This window comes from Deltaproteobacteria bacterium, from assembly GCA_016874755.1.
Taxonomy (GTDB): Bacteria; Desulfobacterota; Binatia; order UBA9968; family UBA9968; genus DP-20.
Window position 1 is genome coordinate 15,003 of sequence record VGTH01000015.1, and the last position, 18,751, is coordinate 33,753.

General features: G+C 58.9%; 16 protein-coding genes, 2 tRNA genes and 1 pseudogene. 10 read left to right on the forward strand and 9 right to left on the reverse strand.

Features of this window, described 5'->3' with window-relative positions:
• Positions 1-69: 69 nt before the first annotated feature.
• Both gatA and gatC read right to left on the reverse strand, forming a co-directional pair.
• Entirely contained in the window at positions 70-1,533 is a 1,464-nt protein-coding gene (gene gatA / locus FJ145_11060; protein ID MBM4261955.1) for an Asp-tRNA(Asn)/Glu-tRNA(Gln) amidotransferase subunit GatA, read from the reverse strand.
• Positions 1,530-1,817, reverse strand: coding sequence for an Asp-tRNA(Asn)/Glu-tRNA(Gln) amidotransferase subunit GatC (gene gatC, locus FJ145_11065; GenBank protein ID MBM4261956.1), 288 nt, complete (start codon positions 1,815-1,817; stop codon positions 1,530-1,532). The genes gatA and gatC overlap by 4 nt, the downstream gene beginning before the upstream one ends.
• An 89-nt stretch (positions 1,818-1,906) precedes the next feature.
• Here gatC and FJ145_11070 point away from each other — a divergent pair, with 89 nt between their 5' ends.
• The 4 genes from FJ145_11070 to FJ145_11085 are packed head-to-tail and all read left to right on the forward strand — an operon-like array spanning position 1,907 to position 4,743.
• Positions 1,907-2,635 carry a ribonuclease HII gene (locus FJ145_11070; GenBank protein MBM4261957.1) on the forward strand — a complete coding sequence of 243 codons (729 nt, stop codon included), beginning with the start codon at positions 1,907-1,909 and terminating at the stop codon, positions 2,633-2,635.
• The gene (locus FJ145_11075; protein ID MBM4261958.1) at positions 2,635-3,003 is read left to right on the forward strand and encodes a YraN family protein; all 369 of its coding nucleotides are present in this window, start codon (positions 2,635-2,637) and stop codon (positions 3,001-3,003) included. The genes FJ145_11070 and FJ145_11075 overlap by 1 nt, the downstream gene beginning before the upstream one ends.
• Before the next feature lie 11 nt (positions 3,004-3,014).
• Complete coding sequence (gene serS / locus FJ145_11080; protein ID MBM4261959.1) at positions 3,015-4,286, forward strand: serine--tRNA ligase; 1,272 nt, start codon at positions 3,015-3,017, stop codon at positions 4,284-4,286.
• Between the two features lie 49 nt (positions 4,287-4,335).
• The gene (locus FJ145_11085; protein MBM4261960.1) at positions 4,336-4,743 is read left to right on the forward strand and encodes a hypothetical protein; all 408 of its coding nucleotides are present in this window, start codon (positions 4,336-4,338) and stop codon (positions 4,741-4,743) included.
• Between the two features lie 94 nt (positions 4,744-4,837).
• On the opposite strand, the gene FJ145_11090 is transcribed toward FJ145_11085, so the two are convergent.
• Positions 4,838-6,229 carry an MFS transporter gene (locus tag FJ145_11090; protein ID MBM4261961.1) on the reverse strand — a complete coding sequence of 464 codons (1,392 nt, stop codon included), beginning with the start codon at positions 6,227-6,229 and terminating at the stop codon, positions 4,838-4,840.
• Positions 6,230-6,395: 166 nt separating this feature from the next.
• Here FJ145_11090 and FJ145_11095 point away from each other — a divergent pair.
• The 3 genes from FJ145_11095 (at position 6,396) to FJ145_11105 (ending at position 10,536) form a co-directional block, all read left to right on the forward strand.
• Positions 6,396-6,484, forward strand: a tRNA-Ser gene (locus FJ145_11095).
• Between the two features lie 126 nt (positions 6,485-6,610).
• Positions 6,611-8,014, forward strand: a complete 1,404-nt coding sequence (locus tag FJ145_11100) for an MBL fold metallo-hydrolase (GenBank protein ID MBM4261962.1) — start codon at positions 6,611-6,613, stop codon at positions 8,012-8,014.
• A 41-nt stretch (positions 8,015-8,055) separates the two neighbouring features.
• Positions 8,056-10,536 carry a heavy metal translocating P-type ATPase gene (locus FJ145_11105; GenBank protein ID MBM4261963.1) on the forward strand — a complete coding sequence of 827 codons (2,481 nt, stop codon included), beginning with the start codon at positions 8,056-8,058 and terminating at the stop codon, positions 10,534-10,536.
• Position 10,537: 1 nt separating this feature from the next.
• Here the strand turns inward: FJ145_11105 and FJ145_11110 are convergent, their stop codons facing one another.
• The 4 genes from FJ145_11110 to gloB all read right to left on the reverse strand — a co-directional run bounded on the left by FJ145_11110 (position 10,538) and on the right by gloB (position 13,179).
• On the reverse strand, positions 10,538-11,656 hold the full coding sequence (locus tag FJ145_11110; GenBank protein ID MBM4261964.1) for an aldo/keto reductase: 1,119 nt from the start codon (positions 11,654-11,656) through the stop codon (positions 10,538-10,540).
• Positions 11,653-12,273, reverse strand: coding sequence for a DoxX family protein (locus FJ145_11115; GenBank protein MBM4261965.1), 621 nt, complete (start codon positions 12,271-12,273; stop codon positions 11,653-11,655). Before FJ145_11115 ends, FJ145_11110 begins: the two co-directional genes overlap by 4 nt.
• Positions 12,274-12,289: 16 nt before the next feature.
• Positions 12,290-12,364: transfer RNA gene (locus FJ145_11120), tRNA-Ile, on the reverse strand.
• A gap of 47 nt (positions 12,365-12,411) precedes the next feature.
• Positions 12,412-13,179 carry a hydroxyacylglutathione hydrolase gene (gene gloB / locus FJ145_11125; protein ID MBM4261966.1) on the reverse strand — a complete coding sequence of 256 codons (768 nt, stop codon included), beginning with the start codon at positions 13,177-13,179 and terminating at the stop codon, positions 12,412-12,414.
• A 170-nt stretch (positions 13,180-13,349) separates the two neighbouring features.
• Here gloB and FJ145_11130 point away from each other — a divergent pair, with 170 nt between their 5' ends.
• Positions 13,350-13,832, forward strand: coding sequence for a response regulator (locus FJ145_11130; protein ID MBM4261967.1), 483 nt, complete (start codon positions 13,350-13,352; stop codon positions 13,830-13,832).
• Positions 13,833-13,874: 42 nt separating this feature from the next.
• Here FJ145_11130 and FJ145_11135 read toward each other — a convergent pair.
• Both FJ145_11135 and FJ145_11140 read right to left on the reverse strand, forming a co-directional pair.
• Positions 13,875-14,570 (reverse strand): annotated as a pseudogene (locus FJ145_11135) (thiol:disulfide oxidoreductase).
• A 23-nt stretch (positions 14,571-14,593) separates the two neighbouring features.
• Positions 14,594-16,837 (reverse strand): xanthine dehydrogenase family protein molybdopterin-binding subunit, encoded by a 2,244-nt coding sequence (locus tag FJ145_11140; GenBank protein ID MBM4261968.1) that lies wholly within the window; start codon positions 16,835-16,837, stop codon positions 14,594-14,596.
• A gap of 155 nt (positions 16,838-16,992) precedes the next feature.
• On the opposite strand from FJ145_11140, the gene FJ145_11145 reads away from it, so the two are divergent.
• Positions 16,993-17,562: a hypothetical protein gene (locus FJ145_11145; GenBank protein MBM4261969.1), complete on the forward strand. Its 570-nt coding sequence runs from the start codon at positions 16,993-16,995 to the stop codon at positions 17,560-17,562.
• Between the two features lie 132 nt (positions 17,563-17,694).
• On the forward strand, positions 17,695-18,696 hold the full coding sequence (locus tag FJ145_11150) for a J domain-containing protein (protein MBM4261970.1): 1,002 nt from the start codon (positions 17,695-17,697) through the stop codon (positions 18,694-18,696).
• Positions 18,697-18,751: the final 55 nt, after the last annotated feature.

Sequence of the window (18,751 nt, forward strand, 5' to 3'; positions counted from 1 at the left end):
TTCTGATCGTTAACCGATTGAGGATAGAAGATGGAGGATCGAGGAGGGTAAGAATGGTTCTGCGACCCTCTATCCTCTATCCTCGGGTTTCATTGTGTGACACTCGGTCGCTTGCTCATAAGCGTACGCCACGCGCAGGATCGTCGCTTCATCGAACGGTTTCCCGATGATTTGCAGGCCGATCGGCAAGCCTGCTTTATCAAAGCCGCAGGGTAGGGAGATGGCCGGCAAGCCAGCGAGGTTCACCGAGATCGTATAGATGTCCGACAAGTACATTTGTAACGGATCTTGGGTTTTCTCACCGATCTTGAAGGCAGTGGTCGGCATGGTCGGTGTGACGATGGCGTCGCAGCTTGCAAAAGCCTGATCGAAGTCGCGTTTGATCAATGCGCGCACACGCTGGGCTTTGAGGTAGTAGGCTTCGTAGTAGCCGGCGGAGAGCGCATAGGTGCCGAGCATGATGCGCCGCTTGACCTCGGCGCCGAAACCTTCCTCGCGGCTTAGCATGTAGGTGTCATTTAGATCTGCGGCTTCGGCGCGATGGCCGTAGCGCATGCCGTCGTAGCGCGCCAGATTGGAGCTCGCCTCAGCGGTGGCGATAATGTAATAGACTGCCACCGCGTAACTCGTGTGCGGCAGAGAAATATCTTCGATGCGCGCGCCCTGTTTTTCCAGCTCGGCGATGGCGCGCCGCACGGCTTGCTCGACCTCGGGCGCCATGCCGGCGACGAAATATTCGCGCGGAACGCCGAGGCGCAGGCCTTTGACACCGCCCGTCAGGGCTTCGCTGTATTTCGGCACCGGTCGCTGCACCGAGGTGGCATCGGCCGGGTCGTGGCCGGCGATCGCTTCGAGCAACAGCGCGCTATCGCGCACGTCCTTGGTCATGGGTCCCACTTGGTCCATCGATGAGGCAAAGGCGATGATGCCGTAGCGGCTCACCCGTCCGTAGCTGGGCTTTAACCCAACGATGCCGCAACAAGCCGCCGGCTGGCGAATCGAGCCGCCGGTGTCGGTGCCCAATGCCGCAATGCATTCATCGGCGGCGACGGCAGCGGCGGAGCCGCCCGACGAGCCTCCCGGCACACGCGCGCCATCCCAAGGGTTGCGCGTCGGATGGAACGCCGAATTCTCCGCCGACGAGCCCATGGCGAATTCATCGAGATTGGTCTTGCCCACGATCACCGCCCCCGCGTTGCGCAGCTTGGCCACCGTTGTGGCGTCGTAGGGCGGTACGAAATCGCCGAGAATTTTCGAGGCACAGGTGGTTTTTAGGCCGCGCGTCAGAAAGTTATCCTTGAGCGCCAGCGGCACGCCGAGCAAAGGGCTGTCTGACTTATTTTCGCTGAGAAGTTTATCCGCTTGGCGCGCCTGGTCGCGGGCCCCCTGGCGATCAACGGTTAGGTAAGCACGGATGTTCTCATCGCTAGCCGCGATGCGCGCCAGCACGGCTTCGGTCAGCTCGACGCTGGAGCACTCGCGGCGGCGCAATGTATCGCTGGCTGCATGCAGCGTCAGGGCGGCGAGAGTCATTCGATGATCTTCGGAACTTTGAAAAAGCTGCCGTCGCGCTCGGGTGCGTTGGCGAGCAGCGCGTCGGCGTTCGGCTGATTGACCTCTTTATCTTCGCGCAGTGCAGTGACCGCGTCGTTGGCATGGCTGAAAGGCTCGACGCCCGTGATGTCGAGCTGATTCAATTGCTCCATGTATTCGAGAATGGCGCCCAACTGCTCGGCCAGCTGTTCTTCTTCGCTGGCGGTCAAGCGCAGGCGCGCCAACAGCGCCACCCGTTGTACTTCGTCGCGCGACAATTTCATTTGAGCCATTTTTTAGCATAGGGTCTCGGCTAATTCCATTGCGAGTGAATTTGCAGTCACACCGGCTTTTGGCTACAAAAGAAAAATCCATGCGTCGCCCGCAGCTCTCTTTGTCCGAAGATTTTATTCGACCGCCGGAGTTCAACAAGATCGAGCAGGACGGCTACGCCCGCGGCTTCAACGTCATCGCCGGCCTCGATGAAGTGGGGCGCGGGCCATTGGCCGGCCCGGTGGTTGCCGCAGCGGTGGTTTTGCCGCGGGGTTTCGAGCATGCGGGCATCAGAGATTCGAAGTTATTGACGGCAAAGCAGCGCGAGGAGATCGCGCCGATTATCAAATCGCGTGCAATCAGTTGGGCCGTCGGTGTCGTCGACGTTGGTGCAATTGACCGGCTAAACATTCTTAACGCCAGTCTGCGCGCCATGCTCAAGGCGGCGCGCGCCCTGGAGCCGGCGCCCGAATATCTTTTGATCGATGGCAACCAAGTGATTCCTCCCGGTTGGTTTAGCAAGGGCAAAGCGGCGCGTAATTTTTTGCCGCAGCAGCGTACCGTGATCAAAGGCGATCAGCTTTGTCTGTCCATTGCCGCGGCATCGATTGTCGCCAAAGTGGCGCGCGATGCGATCATGGTCGAGTTGGACGCCAGCTATCCCGGCTATGGCTTCGCCGAGCACAAAGGCTATGCCTGCGCGAGTCATCTTGAAGCGCTGCGCCGCTACGGTCCGTCACCAGCGCACCGGCAAAGCTTCGCCCCGGTGCGCGAGGTGACCGTCAAAACCCACCGCAGCGATTTCGGACCGCTCTTTCAAGCGCGCTGATGGCCGCCAACGCCAAACAGATCTTCGGTAAGCGAGGCGAGGAGTTGGCCGAGCAGTTCCTCAAGAAAAAAGGCTACAAGATCGTCGAACGCAATTACCGCTGCAGCAGCGGTGAAGTCGACCTGATCGCCCTCGATCGCAAAGTCATCGTGTTTGTCGAAGTGAAAACCCGCGCCGCCCATGGCTATGGCTCCCCGTTGGAAGCTGTGGCGTTTTACAAGCAGCGCAAGATGATCTACGCGGCGCAGTATTTTTTGCACGAAAAGAAACTGCATCAACGCGACGCTCGTTTCGACGTCGTCGGCATCTCGTGGGCCGGCGCCGAACCGCAAGTGGAACATATTCAAAACGCCTTCGATGTGGCGTAAGATTCCCGTTTATGCTGGACGTCAAACTATTGCGAGACAATCTCGACGAGGTCAAAACGCGCATGGCGACACGCGGCGGCGTGATCGACTGGGACAGGTTCGTCGCCATCGACCGCGAGCGGCGCGAAGCGTTGGCCAATATCGAGCGGCTCAAAGAAAAAAAGAACCGCCTCTCCGGTGAAATCGGCATGCTGAAAAAGAGCGGCGGCGATGCTGGCGCGCTCATGAAAGAGACCGAAGAAATTAGCGACGCGATCAAGAAAGGCGAAGCGCCTTTGGCCGAGATCGAAGCGCGCTTCGAGCAGTTCATGCTGACCTTGCCCAACTTGCCAAGCTCGACGGTGAAAGTTGGCAAGAACGAGCACGATAACCGCGAAGTGCGCCGCTGGGGCGAACCGGCAAAGTTTGACTTCGAACCGAAAAATCATTGGGACATCGGCGAAGAGCTGGGCATTCTAGATTTTCAACGCGCCGCCAAGATCGCCGGCGCGCGCTTTGCCGTTTATAAAGGTGCCGGGGCGCGGCTCGAGCGGGCGTTGATTAATTTTATGCTCGATCTCCACACGGGCGAGAACGGCTACAAGGAGATGCTGCCACCGGCGTTGGTCAACCGCTCCGCTCTGGTCGGCACCGGACAGTTGCCCAAGTTCGAAGAAGATCTGTTTCATCTTGCGCCCGGCGATTGGTTCCTCATTCCAACCGCCGAGGTGCCGCTGACCAATCTTCATCGCGAGGAGATGCTCGAACGCGAAGACTTGCCGATAAAATACGTCGCCTACACGCCGTGCTTTCGCAGCGAAGCCGGCTCCTATGGCAAGGACGTGCGCGGTTTGATTCGCCAGCATCAGTTCAACAAAGTCGAAATGGTCAAGCTGAGCGAGCCGGAGACATCCTACGACGAGCTGGAGTCCATGGTGCAAAACGCCGAAGAAGTCCTGCGCCGATTGAAGATTCCCTATCGAGTGGTCGAGCTGTGCACCGGCGACATGGGTTTCGGCGCGGCCAAGACCTACGATTTAGAAGTGTGGCTGCCGGGCCAGAACAATTATCGTGAGATCAGTTCGTGCTCCAACTGTGAAGACTTCCAAGCGCGCCGCGCCAATATTCGCTACCGCAAAGAAAAGAAGGGGCGGCCGACTTTCGTCCACACGCTCAATGGTTCGGGTCTTGCCGTCGGGCGGACGCTCGTGGCGGTGTTGGAAAACTATCAGCAGAAAAATGGCACTGTGATTGTCCCTGACGTGCTGCGGCCTTACATGGGCGGGCTGGGAAAAATTAGCTAGGGGAGGGTTTTGTAGGGACAGGCCTTGTGCCTGTCCTTCGGACGGGATCATGCCTAAGCTCTTAATCGCCACCCTGTGCGACGACGTCCGCGAAGAAAAGACCGGCAAGGTCAGCCTCATGGGCGTCTTCGATCGCTTCATGGTCGCCGACTTTCGAGTGGCGCTGCCAACTTTCTGGTTGTTTGCCCAGATCGGTTGTGAAACCGAAGGGGAACATACCCTCACTGTTGAATTTCGCCGCGTCGAGGGCGACGTGGTTTTGCGCGGCGACATCAAGCATTCCGTTGTGGGAGAGAACAGCGTGACCCATCTCTATCACGCCAATATCGACATGCGCCTCGAACATGTGATGTTGCCAGGCCCCGGTGCCTACGAATTTGCCATCGATAGCGACGGCGTGCCGGTCGGCTCCGTCGCCGTGGATGTGATCCAGCCGGCACCGCAGCTGCTGCAATAACCTGTGCCAACGCAGCGCGACTGCAGTTGAGCAGCCGGCCCGCGAAAAGAGAAATCGCCGCGATGCGATTCTGCGTTACGGCGTTGGAGTGCTTTCATCGTGAACGTTTCAATTGAGCCCAGGGTCTAATCAAACGCGAGGTGAGAATCGCAGCGAAAAACAATGCGCTGGTCATCCCCCATAGGACCGTAGCATAGCTTTGCGTCTGGTCATAAATGGCGCCGGCGATGACGGGACCGCAAACGTTGCCCCAGGTGTAAAAGAGATTCATATTGCCGCGGAGGGTGCCGAAGGACTTCCTGCCGAAGAAATCGCCCACCGATGCCCAGTAAACCGGGATCGACGCATCGAGCACCGTGTAAAACGCCGTAAACATCCAAAGCGCCCAGAGAGAGTCGCTCCAGATCATCGGCAGCACAGCGGCCGCGCCGATGAACATGCAGATCGTGACCACCTTCGGTTTGTTGACAAAGTCAGCGATCCAGCCCAGAAGAAAATGCACCAGTAAGTTGATCATGGCAAAGCCGGCGAGCAAAAACGCGGCATGCTGCTGGGATAACCCTTTCCAGACCATCATTGGAATAAAATGCGTCGTTACCGTGGCGAACGCCGCGCCGCGCGCGGTCATCGACACGATCATGATCCAGAACAGCGCCATGCGGAATGCCTGTTTGGCAGTGACTTCGGGCTCGTGGACTGAGCCTGAAGAAGCCGTCGCTTTACCATCCTCAGGTTGAACCGCGACACCGTCGGGCAGCATGCCCATGCTCTCCGGTGAGCGGCGCACGAGCATGGCCAGCGGCACGCCGAGCACGATAAAAAGAATGCCGGCGATAAACGCGCCCCAGCGCCAACCCAACTGGGTGACGACGACGGCGAGCAGCGGCGTAATCAGCGTGCCGCCGATGGGCACGGCGGAGCTGACCACTGTCATGGCGCGAGCACGCAGGCGGATGAACCAACTATTGGCGACGATCGTCGGCGCGTGGATAAAGCCAGCGGTGAACGCCAGCGAGATGACGCCCAGGTAGACAATCAGAAATGTCGTGTAGCTGTTGATGTAAGAAAACAAAATATAACCGATGCCGGCCAGCAGGCAGGCCGCCACCATCATCGGGCTAGGGCCGTAGCGGTCGATTAGGTAGCCGGCCACCGGTGATTCGATGGCGCCTTCGGCGCGCGCCAAAGAAAAGGCCAGCGAGGTCATCGCGCGCGAAATGCCGAGCTCCTGGCTAACAGGCAGGAAAAATACCGTGAACCCGTACTGGTGCAGTCCACCGCCGACAACGCGGATCGCCGAGACTAACCCGATCATGCGCCACCCGTAGTACAGTTTGGAAAGTTTCTCCGTGAATGAAGATAGCATGGTCGGGTGCGCAGGCGCTTGGGTGTGAAGAATTTGAGTTAGCCATACTACGGATGGGCACGGGTTGCCACTTCTAGCAGATGATCGCGCGGGTTTGAACAGCGGTATGGACGACGCCATCGAGCTGGTTTATCGAGGCGGGTTCGAACGCGCCGTCTCTGGACTAAAGACTCTGAGTGGGTCTCATCCAAGATCGCGCGTGATGCTTGTAAAAAAACACAAAAAAATGGCAAAATGAAAATCCTTCGGTCAATACCCTGCCAGCTAAGTTATTGTTTTCACTTATGGAGGGGTGGGAGAGCGGTTTAATCCACCGGTCTTGAAAACCGGCGTCCACTTCGTGGACCGCGAGTTCAAATCTCGCCCCCTCCGCCAGATCTCCGCTCAAGCCACGGGCATTAGTGTGCGTCATAGTAAAGATCGGCGCAGCACTGTCTTGCGCGCCGGGCTGACGCTCGGTAAATCTGACATAATCGTAGACGCAGGAGAGGAAAGCCCTTTATGGCCAATGCAGCCAATGCGACTTTGCAATTCCTCGGTGCCGCGGGCGGCGTGACCGGCTCGAAATATTTGTTTGCGCACGGCGACGATCAGGTGTTGATCGATTGCGGACTGTTTCAGGGACTGAAAGAGCTGCGGTTGCGCAACTGGGCGCCGGTGCCGCTGGATTTTGCCCGCTTGCGCGCCGTCGTGCTGACTCACGCCCACATCGACCATTCCGGCTATTTACCGCGCATCGTCTCCAAAGGCTTTCGCGGGCCGGTCTATGCGACGCCGGGGACTTGCGACCTTTTGCGTGTGATGCTTCCGGACGCGGCCCATCTGCAGGAGGAAGAGGCGCGCTACGCCAATCAAAAAGGCTACTCCAAACATGCGCCGGCGCTGCCGCTCTACACTGTCGAAGACGCCGAGCGCGCCTTGAAACTACTGCGGCCGACGCACAACCGCGATGGTGTCGAGGTGACCAAGGGCGTCGTGCTGAATTTTGGCCGCGTCGGGCACATCTTAGGCGCGGGATCGGCGCGGCTGACTTTTGAAACGAACGGGCGCAAAGTGCGGCTGATCGATTCGGGCGACCTCGGGCGCTACGATCGGCCGATCTTGAAAGACCCGGAAGCCGGCGGCAGCGCCGATTGGTTGTTGATCGAATCGACCTACGGCAATCGCCTGCACCCCAAAGAATCCGAGGCCGAGCTGCGCAAAATCATCAAAGACGTGGCCGACCAACGCGGTTGTCTGCTGATTCCCGCTTTCGCCATCGGTCGAACTCAAGAGCTGATCTATATCATCCGCAAAATGGAAGACGAGGGAGCGATCCCGGCCATACCGGTTTTTGTCGACAGTCCGATGGGTATCGAAGCGACGGAGATTTACTCGCGCCATACCAGCGAGCACGATTTCGAGATGGAACAGCTGCGCAATCAAGCTCGCAACCCGATCCGGTCGCGCCACCTGGTGATGGCCAAGACGCCGGAGCAATCGAAAAGGATCAACGACATGGGCGCGCCGATGATTATTATCTCGGCGAGCGGCATGGCCACCGGCGGCCGGGTACTGCACCATTTGAAACATCGCTTGCCCGATCCGAAAACGACGGTCCTGCTGGCCGGCTACCAAGCCGAAGGGACGCGTGGACGGCTGCTGCAGGACGGCGCCAAGGAAATCAAAATGCTCGGTGAAGTTATTTCGGTCCGAGCCAAGATCAAGCTCCTCGACGGCTTTTCGGCCCACGCCGACCAGGGCGAGATTCTGCGCTGGCTCAAAACTTTCGAGCGCGCGCCGCGCATGACCTATATCGTGCACGGTGAAGCCGCCGGAGCAACGGCGCTCGCGCAAGTGATCCACGAACAGCTTAAGTGGCCGGTGGAGATCGCCAGGTATCAGCAGAAAGTAGCGCTGGCCTAATTTGTCTCGCCTCCGAACGCAAACAGCGCTAGATTGGGAGCATGAGCGAGCCCGATCAAATCATCGATCCGATCTGCGATATGACAGTCGATCCGGCGCGTGCGGCTGGGAAAACCGAGCACGCTGGCAAGACTTACTATTTTTGCAGCGTTCATTGTCAAAAACTTTTTCAGACCGACCCGCCCAAGTATCTGGCGGCGGCCGAAGCGCGGCGCGCCAACCTTAGCAAGCCCAAACCTGCCGCACCGGCACACGATCATGAGCATCATGATAAACCGCCGGCTGCAGCAACGTCGGCGGCGAGCTACATCTGCCGAATGTGTCCTGAAGTACAGCAAAAGGCGCCCGGACCCTGCCCGAAATGCGGCATGGCCTTGGAGCCGGCCGACCTGAGCGCCGCTCTCAGTAAGATCGAATACACTTGTCCGATGCATCCCGAAATTGTGCGCGCTCAGCCGGGCTCTTGCCCTATTTGCGGCATGGCCCTGGAGCCGCGCACGGTGGCGCTCAGTGATGAAAAAAACCCCGAGCTCGAAGACATGACGCGGCGTTTTTGGATCGCGCTGCCACTGTCGCTGCCGGTCTTGCTGGCGGCCATGTCGGACATGCTGCCCGGCCAGCCGCTGCATCGGATGTTTGCGCCGCGCGCGCTGGTTTGGTTCCAATTCATCCTTTCGACGCCGGTCGTGCTCTGGTGCGGCTGGCCGTTTTTTCAACGCGCTTGGACGTCGCTGGTCAACCGCAGCATGAACATGTTTACCCTGGTCGGTATCGGTGTGGGCACCGCCTACGGCTACAGCGTTTTTGCAGCCTTGTTTCCTCAATTGTTCCCGCACTCGTTTCATGGTCATGGCGGCGAGGTCGGGGTTTACTTTGAGGCGGCTGCCGCGATCACAACGCTGGTGTTGCTTGGCCAAGTGTTGGAGCTGCGCGCGCGCAGCAAAACCAGCGGCGCTATCCGAGCGCTGCTCGGCTTGGCACCCAAGACGGCGCGGCGCGTGGCCAGCGGAGTTGAGCAGGACATTCCGCTCGATCAGGTGCAGATCGGCGACGTGTTGCGGGTGCGCCCTGGCGAAAAGGTTCCGGTGGATGGTGTGGTGGTCGAGGGAAGTAGCTCGATCGATGAGTCGATGGTGACCGGCGAGCCGATTCCGGTGGAAAAAATTCAAAACAGCAAAGTCACCGGCGGCACCGTCAATGGCACCGGCGGTTTTCTCATGCGCGCCGAGCGGGTCGGCAGCGCGACGCTGCTGGCGCAGATCGTGCGCATGGTTAGCGAGGCGCAGCGCGGCCGCGCGCCGATCCAGAAACTCGCGGACGTCGTGGCCTCGTATTTTGTGCCTATTGTGATCCTCGCAGCGCTGATCACGTTTGTCATTTGGGCGAGCTGGGGGCCCGAGCCGCAATTGGCCTATGCGTTGGTCAACGCCGTGGCGGTGTTGATCATCGCCTGCCCCTGCGCCTTGGGTTTGGCCACGCCAATGTCGATCATGGTCGGCACCGGCCGCGGTGCCACGGCCGGTGTGTTGATCAAAAATGCCGAAGCGCTCGAGGTTTTGCAGAAGGTCGATACGCTGGTCGTCGACAAAACCGGCACGTTGACCGAAGGCAAGCCGAAACTTGCATCTGTAGTCGCGTTGGCGGGGCAGGACGAGAACGAAGTCCTGCGCCTGGCGGCGAGTCTTGAGAAGGCGAGCGAGCACCCGCTCGCAGCGGCGATCGTGGCCGGCGCGGCAGACCGCCAGTTAACACTTGCCAAGTATCAGGGATTTCAGTCATACACGGGCAAGGGTATTTTCGGTGTGGTCGAAGGCAAGCGCGTCGCGCTTGGTAATTTGAAACTTTTCGAAGAGATGCGCATCCCGGTGCAGGCGCTGCGCGAGCGCGCCGAGCAACTGCGCGCCCAGGGGCAAACCGTCATGTTCGTGGCCATCGATAAACAGTTGGCCGGCATCATCGGTGTCGCCGATCCGATCAAAGCGTCGACGAAAGAAGCCGTGCGGCTCTTGCACGACGAAGGCGTGCGGCTGGTCATGCTCACCGGCGACAGTAAAGCGACGGCCGATGCCGTGGCGCGCCAGTTGGGCATCGATGACGTGCATGCCGAAGTGCTGCCCGCTCAGAAAGGTGAAATCGTCAAACAACTGCAATCCCAAGGTCGCGTCGTCGCCATGGCGGGCGACGGCGTCAACGACGCGCCGGCATTAGCGCAAGCACAGGTGGGCATCGCGATGGGCACGGGAACCGACATCGCGATGGAGAGCGCCGGTGTGACGTTGGTGAAAGGCGATCTGCGCGGCATCGCCAAAGCGCGCCGCTTGAGCCAAGCGACCATAACGAACATCCGGCAAAATTTATTCTTCGCTTTTTTCTACAACATCCTCGGCGTGCCGATCGCGGCGGGCATTCTCTATCCGTTCTTCGGCATTCTTTTGAGCCCTATGATCGCCAGCGCGGCGATGACTTTCAGCTCGGTGTCGGTGATCGCCAACGCGCTGCGGCTGAATAAAGTCGAGCTCTGATTCACGCGCTGTCAAACAATTTCGAGTATTGCTCCCACGACGCTGGGGCGACTTTGGCTGTGGCCAGATTTTCCTCAAGATGGGCGATTTGCTTCATGCCCACCAGCGCGGTTGTCACGCCTGGGGTCGAGCGAACGAATTGCAAGGCGCGCTGGCCATCGGTTTCCAGGCCGGGGAATGCGTCATGAATAACCGGCGGCAGGTCGTGGGTGAGCTGGCCCTGTAAGATTGACGCGCTGCACATAACCGTGATGCCGAGCGCCTGGGCGGCTTCGAGGAGCGTCATCGTTTTGCCGTTCACCGTCTGGTTGGTCAGTGACAGCGCTTCACTCATGCCAAGATTGACCGGCAGCTGAATGACTTTGAAGCGGTGCTCTTCACCGCCGACGCGCCGGGCGGTCTCGATCACTTGGGCAAGCGACAGATAATCGCGCGCGCTGGCTTCCCTGCGGAAACCGTTCCAGGTCGCCGCGCCGTACATGCGGATTTTGCCGGCCGCGGCGGCGCTTTCGAGAGCTTCGAACGCTCGCAATAGGCGCTGGTTGAACTCTTCGCGCGCGATCTTGCCCAGCTGGGTTTCCGGGTTGTGGAGATAGTAGATATCGATGCACTCGATGCCGAGATTGCGCAGGCTGCTGTCGATCTGGTGGGTAAGATATGCTGGCGTCATGCAATGACAGTTGGCGACGATGTCGCTCGCCTGGGCAATTGCCGGTTTGATAAACGTCTCAGCGAAATAAGCGGGAGTGTCCTTCGGCGGCACGCCGTCGTAGGGGAGGAAGCCGCCTTTGGTGGCGATGACGATTTCTTCGCGGCAGCAGCCTTTGCCGGCGAGCTCTTTAAGCGCGCTGCCGATGGCGCGCTCGCTGCGCTGGCAGCGGTAGTTAACCGCGCTGTCGAGGACGTTGCAGCCGGAGGAGACGGCTTGCACGATGGCGGCGCAGTATTGCCGATCGGTTTCGTTGTCGTAGTTGCCAAGGTAGGTTCCCAGGCCGATGGAGGAAAGCCACAGACCTTGGGCGCGCCGAAAGTGTCCTGGGGCGACGCCGCCGGCAAAGCGGTGGGCGTAGCTCTCGGTCGCTTGCGGCGTGGCGCAGCCGGCGAGGCTCGTTTGGTTCATCGTGCACCTCGACGCGGCTCAGCGCGGCCGCCAAAAAGCCAACCGTCGAGTCCAAGCGTGCGGCCGGCACCGGACATGAGGATGATAAAGAGGCCGATGATGAACGTCTGCTGCATGGCCAAGGGAGCGCCGCCGCGCGCCATGCCGGGCCCGAGCATGTAGTTGACCATCATAAATAGCCCGATGCAGGCATTGAACCGAGTAAGCAGCCCGAGCACCAGGCAGCCGCCGACGACAATTTCGCCGATCATCACGAGATAGCCAAACAACTCGTGATGGGGCACGACGTAATCAATCAGTAGTTTCTTGTACCAGGGATAAAGATCGAGAGTGGCGATATCGCCGATTTGCCGGCCGATCCAATCGCCTTTGGGAAAGTCGCGTTGAAACTTGCGCACGCCTTGCCAGCATAGGTAATAGCCGATGTAGATACGCAATAGGGAGATATACCAGAGATAGGTGCGCGCTTGCAGATTCAAAAGATGACCTCCTGCGTGGAAAGACGCTCGCTGGCCAGCCTCTAGTAACCGGAGAGTGGTGTCGTATTCGTGCCGAGTCGATGCCGAAACGGTGCTAAGATAGCGTTGATGCCGAGAGCGATCAAGCGAACCGCTGATTTTTGCTTATTAAATGTGGTAGGCCGGAGTGGAGTTGAACCACTGTCGGACCCTTATAAGGGGTCTGCTCTCACCGTTGAGCTACCGGCCCGTAATGGGTCGGCCGCCGACGGCGGCAGGGTGAGAAAGGGCTCTCCGCTAAAACGAGTCTTTTAACTTCCGCACCGTCGCAAACACCGACACCGGGTCGAGGCGCTGATCGGATATTCGACTCTTGACGCTCGTCTGAATCTCTTTGCTGTCCCAGCGCAGAAACGGGTTGGTTTGCTTCTCTTCTTCCAGGGTCGCCGGCACGGTTGACATGCCGCGGGCGCGCAGCGCTTGGACGCGCTCGAAGCGCGACACGAGTTTGTGGTTTTTCGGCTCCACGGACATGGCAAAGCGCAGGTTGCTCTCGGTGTACTCGTGGCCGCAGTAGACTTTCGTGTCATCAGGCAGCGCCATTAGTTTTTTTAGCGAAGCGTGCATCATTTCCGGGGTGCCCTCGAAAAGCCGGCCGCAGCCGGCGGTAAACAGACAATCGCCGCTAAACAGCGCATTGCCGAACAGATAAGCGACGTGTCCAGTCGTATGGCCAGGAATGAAGAGCACCTTGCCTTTCAACTCACCGATTTGAATCTCGTCACCCTCGTCGACGCCGTTGGTCAAACCGGGAATGCGACCCTGGTCGCTCTTGTGGCCATACACTTTGAGGCTGTGCTTTGCCAGCAGTCCTTCATTGCCACCGGTATGGTCGCGATGATGATGGGTATTCAGAATTGCCGTGAGGGAAATTTTTCCCTGCTCGGCCCGCCGCCAAACCGGCTCCGCTTCCGACGGATCGACGATGGCAGCGGCGTTGGTTTTTTGACAAATCAGCAAATACCCGTAGTTATCGCGGAGCAGCGGAATTTGAACGATTTTCATAACGATCCTGACCTCCTATGGCGTAGGAGTTGCTTAAAAATCTAGCCTAATTTAGCGAGCCGATCAATCTTGGCTTACGGCGTGAGTTCGCCGCAACCTCACGCGAGTTAAGGAATCCTTGGCCGCGCCCGATTCAAATTGTGAGTGTTCGATGAATTTGAGGAGAACCGATGGTCAATTCGCATGGTTTGCAAACGATCGAAGTGCTGCTGGTGGAAGACAACGCCGGCGACATTCGTCTCACCAAGGAAGCGCTCAAAGAGAGCAGCTTATTGATCCACCTAAATGTCGCGCGGGACGGCGAGGAAGCCATGGCTTTTCTACGGCGCGAAGGCGTTCATGCCGGTGCGCCTACTCCCGATTTAATACTCCTCGACCTCAATTTGCCGCGTAAAGATGGCCGGGAGGTGCTGCAGGAAATTAAGGCCGATGCAGACCTCAAACGCATTCCCGTCGTAGTGTTAACAACCTCTGAAGCCGACTCGGATATTTTGACCACCTACGGTTTGCACGCCAACTGCTATATCACCAAGCCCGTCGACATGGACCAGTTCATCAAAATCGTCAAGCTGCTCGAAGAGTTCTGGTTCACCATCGTCAAGCTGCCTTCGCGTGAAGCGCTGGGGGAAGCGCGCTTCAAGAAGATCGCCTGACGCACAAGAAGCACAGGGCGCGTACCCCTTGACACTTTGCGCTTAGCCTTTCGCCCGTCGCCCTTGGCCGAACAGCACTTTCTTGGCTTCCTCACTTATCCCGCGTGAAGTATTAACCGTGTCCGCAATCGCGTAGGCGCGCTTGACCGCCTCACGCTGTTGAATCTTTTCGAACCAGCGTTTGAGATTCGGGAAGTCAGTGAGATTCATCCCTTGCCGCTCATGCAGGAGGATCCAGGGATAACAGGCCATGTCGGCGATGGAGTATTCGCCGGCGGCGTATTCGCGATCGGCTAAGCGCTCGTCGAGCACGCCGTAAAGGCGTTCAGTTTCTTTGGTGTAGCGCTCGATGGCGTAGGTGATTTTCTCTGCGGCGTAGCCGCGAAAATGATGATTCTGCCCCAACATCGGTCCCAACCCGCCCATCTGCCAGAACAACCACTGCATGACTTCAACGCGCCGGCGCACATCGCGTGGCAGAAATTTGCCGCTCTTGTCGGCGAGATACTCTAGAATCGCCCCCGACTCGAAAACACTGATCGGCGCGCCGCCGTCGGCGGGACCGTTGTCGACAATCGCCGGAATGCGATTGTTGGGCGATATCTTCAGAAACTCCGGCTTGAACTGATCGCCCTTGCCGATGTTAATCGGTTTGACGTTGTAGGCGACGCCCGCTTCTTCGAGGAATATCGTAATCTTGTGACCATTCGGTGTGGTTCAGTAGTAGAGATCGATCATCACCACCTCCGGTGCCTGTTGCCTCACGCCTGTTGCCTTCTTAATTCCCGATACACCTTCTCCGCCGTTACCGGCACATCGAACAAGCGCACGCCCACCGCATCGGCAACGGCATTGCAAATCGCCGCCGGTGGCGTGACGTTGGCGTGTTCGCCGATGCCTTTGGCTTCGTAGGGGCCCGGGCCATTTTTGCCTTTGACCAGGACGGTTTTGAACTTTGGGATATCGACGATGTTAGGGATCTTGTACTCGCCCAAATTGGTTTGGGTTACTTTGCCTTGATCGTGGGTGATCTCTTCCATTAGTCCCGAACCGATCGCCATGATGGCTTCGCCGTCGATCTGGCCCTGGTGGCCGAGCGGGTTGATGATCGTGCCGACGTCGTGGTCGGTGACGAATTTGTTGAGCTTGACGCGGCCAGTGTCGCGGTCGACTTCGACCTCGGCGACCTGGGCGATGAACGAAGTCGACGAGCCTTTGCGCGGCACTTCGGTCTCGACGCTGACGGTCACCGGAGTGCCGATGGCTTTGACAATGTCCTTTAGCGAGAGCGGTTTGGTTTTGGCGCCTTTGGCGCTGAACTTGCCTTTGGCGTAGCTCACTTTGTCCTCGGCGCAAGCTAAGTTTTTAGCGGCGATGGCGTTGAGTTTGGCCTTTAGTTCGCCGCAGGCCTGATAGGCCGCCGCGCTGTTGATGTTGGTCGAGCGGCTGCCGCCAAAACCGACATCGACGCTGTAGTTGACGTCCGCCGTGTTGCCGATCTTGCAGCGCACGTGATCGTAGGGCACTTGCATCTCATTGGCGACGGTCTGGCAGAGCACCGTTTGTAATCCCGTCCCCTGATCGCCGGCGACGGTGAAAACGGTGAACGTGCCGTCCGCTTCGGCAGTTAAGTTTACCCATACTTTGCCGGCGCCCGTGCCGCGCTCGTACATCGCGACGCCGCGGCCGACGTTTGATTTTTTTGGCGATTTCCAACCCGCCGCATCGAGGGCGGCTTTGAGCGTCTCTTTCGCTTTGACGCCGATCCATTTTTTGCCCAGCGCGTTCTCGTCATCTTCCTCAACCAGGTTGATCATGCGAAACCTGGCCGGGTCCATTTTTAATTCTTTGGCGATCAAGTCCATGTGCGACTCGGCGGCGAAGACCGCTTGAATCGCACCCGGCGCGCGCCAAAAACCGCAGGGGACGGTATTCGTATAAACCTGCAGCGCTTCCATGTAGGTGTTGTCCATTTTGTAGGGCATCGCCGAGCCCGCACCGCCGATGCTGGCGCGGCCGGGCTTCATGCCGGCGTAGGCGCCGGTGCCATGGATCGCTTGCAGGTAGCGCGCGGTGATGCGGCCGTTTTTCTTCACGCCGGTTTTGACTTTGATGACCGTGTCGTGGTCGGGGTTCATCGCGGTCAATTCTTCGGAATGCGACAGGACGATCTTCACCGGCCGGCTAGCGCGCTTGGCGAGGAAGTAACAAATGGGCAACTCACCGGCGCCGCTCTTGCCGCCGAAGTCGGCGCCGACGTGAACGGCTTGCAGATGAATATCACTCGGTTTGATGCCCACCGCTTTAGCAAACTGGGCGCGGGTGCCAAACGGTCCCTTGGTCGAAGCCCACGCGTGCACAGTGCCGTCACCGTCGATCTTGACCAAAAACGACTGCGGCTCGAGATAACCTTGATGGTGCATCGGCATGCGAAACGTGTGTTCGAGGACGAGATCCGCATCGGCGAATCCTTTTTCGATATCGCCCTTACCCCAGGTGAGCTTGTTGACGATGTTGCCGCCGGCCGGCGCCATGATGTCGGCCGGCGCGCCGTCATAGGCGGGCGCGTTGTCGTGCAGCACCGGCGCGCCAGGCTTGATCGCATCGACGACGTCGAAGACGGCGGGCAACTCTTCATATTCCACTTCAATCAAACTGACGGCTTCCTCGGCGGCGTCTTTGTCCTGCGCCGCCACCGCGGCGACCCGGTCGCCGACGAAACGGACTTTGTCCCAACAGAGGACCGGTATGTCGCGAATGCTTTTGCCTTGGTAATGCTCAGGCTCGTCCTTGCCGGTGACAACGGCTTTGACGCCGGGCACTTTCAGAGCTTTGGAAACATCGATGCTCTTGATGCGCGCGTGCGGGTAGGGGCTGCGCAAAATCCTGCCCCAGAGCGCGTCGCGAAAATGGACGTCGGCGCCGTAGATGGCGCGGCCGCTGACTTTGTCCGCGCCTTCAACCCGGCCGACGGCGGCGCCGATGATTGAGGATTCTCTTGCCATGCGAGATTCTCCTTCTGTAATTGGCTAACCTGGGTTATGAAGAGTAAGTAAAATGTTGCACCACGAAGGCGCGGAGAGCACGAAGTTCGGAAAAGGTTCTTTTGAGTTTCCCTGCTTCGTGTTCTTCATGCCTCACTTCGTGGTGAAGGTTTCTTATGCTCCACTCCGCCCATTGCCGCGCTTGCAAAGTGCGCGTGCGTGAATTGCTCGCTGCCATTTACGGCGATTGCCAGGTCAATCGCGGTTTCGAGTGGCCGTCGCAACCGCAAGGCTACGCGCACACGCTGATCGGCGCGCCATTGCAGCAGATCGCCGATGCGCTAGGAAACCTGCGCGGCCACCGCGACTACATCAAAAGTCCAACCATGCCACCCTGCGACTATTTTATTGCCGACCCGGGTTTTATCTTAGAATTCGACGAGAGCCAACACTTTTCTTGGCCGCGGCTAATAACGCTGGCGCAATATCCGCAGGACCTCCAGGTTGGGTATTCGATCTCGCGCTGGCAAACGCTGTGCCGGCAGATCGCCGCGGTCGACAACACGCCGCTGGATCGCGACGAGCGGCGCGCGTGGTACGATACCCTGCGCGATTTGCTGCCTATCATTCATGGGTTTCGGCCGACGGTGCGGCTCTATGCGGGCGATTTCCAGTGGTGTGCGCTGGACCCGGGAAACGCGGCGGATCGGGCGACTTTCGCGGCTCGTTGTGAATCGAGGCTTTGAGCTTTGGGAGCGCCGTGCCCCTTGATACCGTCCCCGCGGACTTATTCAGAGAGTCGCATGTAGGAAAAGGCGATCAGGTGACATCGAGGGAGGGATTGAAAGTTCTCAGTTCATGGTTATCTTTGACTTTAAATGGCGGAGCCTAACTATTATCAAACCCTCGGTTTACAGCGCGGCGCATCGAACGATGACATCCGCAAGGCTTATCGTAAACTGGCACGCAAGTACCATCCCGACGTCAATCCCGGCAACAAAGAGGCGGAGGCCAAGTTCAAAGAGCTGTCAGTCGCCTACGATGTCCTAGGCGACGATAATAAACGTAAGCTGTACGACGAGTTCGGTGCGGCCGGCCTAGCTGCGGGCTTCGACCCAGCGCAAGCGCGCCGCTATCAGCAAGCGCAGCAGCAGTGGTCGCGGCAGGGAATGGGCAATGGCGACGAATTCTCACCCGAGGGCTTCGGTGACTTGTTCAGTCATATCTTTAGCGGCGGCATGCATGGCGCGCGTGGTCCCGCACGCGGGTCCGATATTGAGTCGACGATAGATATCGACTTTCTCGACGCCGTGCGCGGTTTTCAAACTGCGCTCTCTTTGCAACGGGCGGTCAGCTGCGAGAGCTGCCACGGCAGCGGCAAGAAAGGCAGAGCCGATTGTCCGACTTGTGCCGGCACGGGGCGGCTGGTGCGCTCCGATACCTTGCGAGTTAACATCCCGCCTGGCGCCGAGCCAGGCAAGAAGATTCGTCTGCGCGGCAAAGGGCAGGCTGGTCTACGAGGCGCGCCGGCCGGCGACCTATACTTAACACCGCGGATTCGACCGCACCCGTTGTTCACGCGCTCAGGTCCGGACCTCATGATGGATTTACCGATCACTGTCGGCGAAGCGTTGCGCGGTTCCACCATCGATGTGCCCACGCCCAGCGGCACTATCAATGTGAAGGTACCTGCGGGCGCGCAAAACGGTCAGCAACTCCGTATCAAAGGCAAGGGTGTCGCGGCCCACGGCCAAACCGCGGCGGGCGACCTCTACCTGCGCCTGATGGTTCGGGTGCCGCAGGGGGCGCTTGCCAGCGATGTCGTGGACAAGATCGATGCGGCCTACGCCGCCGACGTGCGCAAAGATCTGCGCTTATAGTCGTTCCGTGTCCGCTATCAAAAAAATCGATGACTTGTTGCTACCGTGGCGTGGC

Bases quoted from the DNA above. Each gene is read 5' to 3' on its own strand.
- FJ145_11070 (MBM4261957.1), top strand. From the start codon at position 1,907: ATGCGTCGCCCGCAGCTCTCTTTGTCCGAAGATTTTATTCGACCGCCG.
- FJ145_11150 (MBM4261970.1), top strand. From the start codon at position 17,695: ATGGCGGAGCCTAACTATTATCAAACCCTCGGTTTACAGCGCGGCGCA.
- FJ145_11105 (MBM4261963.1), top strand. From the start codon at position 8,056: ATGAGCGAGCCCGATCAAATCATCGATCCGATCTGCGATATGACAGTC.
- gatA (MBM4261955.1), bottom strand. From the start codon at position 1,533: ATGACTCTCGCCGCCCTGACGCTGCATGCAGCCAGCGATACATTGCGC.
- FJ145_11145 (MBM4261969.1), top strand. From the start codon at position 16,993: ATGCTCCACTCCGCCCATTGCCGCGCTTGCAAAGTGCGCGTGCGTGAA.
- gatC (MBM4261956.1), bottom strand. From the start codon at position 1,817: ATGAAATTGTCGCGCGACGAAGTACAACGGGTGGCGCTGTTGGCGCGC.
- FJ145_11085 (MBM4261960.1), top strand. From the start codon at position 4,336: ATGCCTAAGCTCTTAATCGCCACCCTGTGCGACGACGTCCGCGAAGAA.
- FJ145_11100 (MBM4261962.1), top strand. From the start codon at position 6,611: ATGGCCAATGCAGCCAATGCGACTTTGCAATTCCTCGGTGCCGCGGGC.
- FJ145_11075 (MBM4261958.1), top strand. From the start codon at position 2,635: ATGGCCGCCAACGCCAAACAGATCTTCGGTAAGCGAGGCGAGGAGTTG.
- FJ145_11130 (MBM4261967.1), top strand. From the start codon at position 13,350: ATGGTCAATTCGCATGGTTTGCAAACGATCGAAGTGCTGCTGGTGGAA.
- FJ145_11140 (MBM4261968.1), bottom strand. From the start codon at position 16,837: ATGGCAAGAGAATCCTCAATCATCGGCGCCGCCGTCGGCCGGGTTGAA.
- FJ145_11090 (MBM4261961.1), bottom strand. From the start codon at position 6,229: ATGGCGTCGTCCATACCGCTGTTCAAACCCGCGCGATCATCTGCTAGA.
- serS (MBM4261959.1), top strand. From the start codon at position 3,015: ATGCTGGACGTCAAACTATTGCGAGACAATCTCGACGAGGTCAAAACG.
- FJ145_11110 (MBM4261964.1), bottom strand. From the start codon at position 11,656: ATGAACCAAACGAGCCTCGCCGGCTGCGCCACGCCGCAAGCGACCGAG.
- gloB (MBM4261966.1), bottom strand. From the start codon at position 13,179: ATGAAAATCGTTCAAATTCCGCTGCTCCGCGATAACTACGGGTATTTG.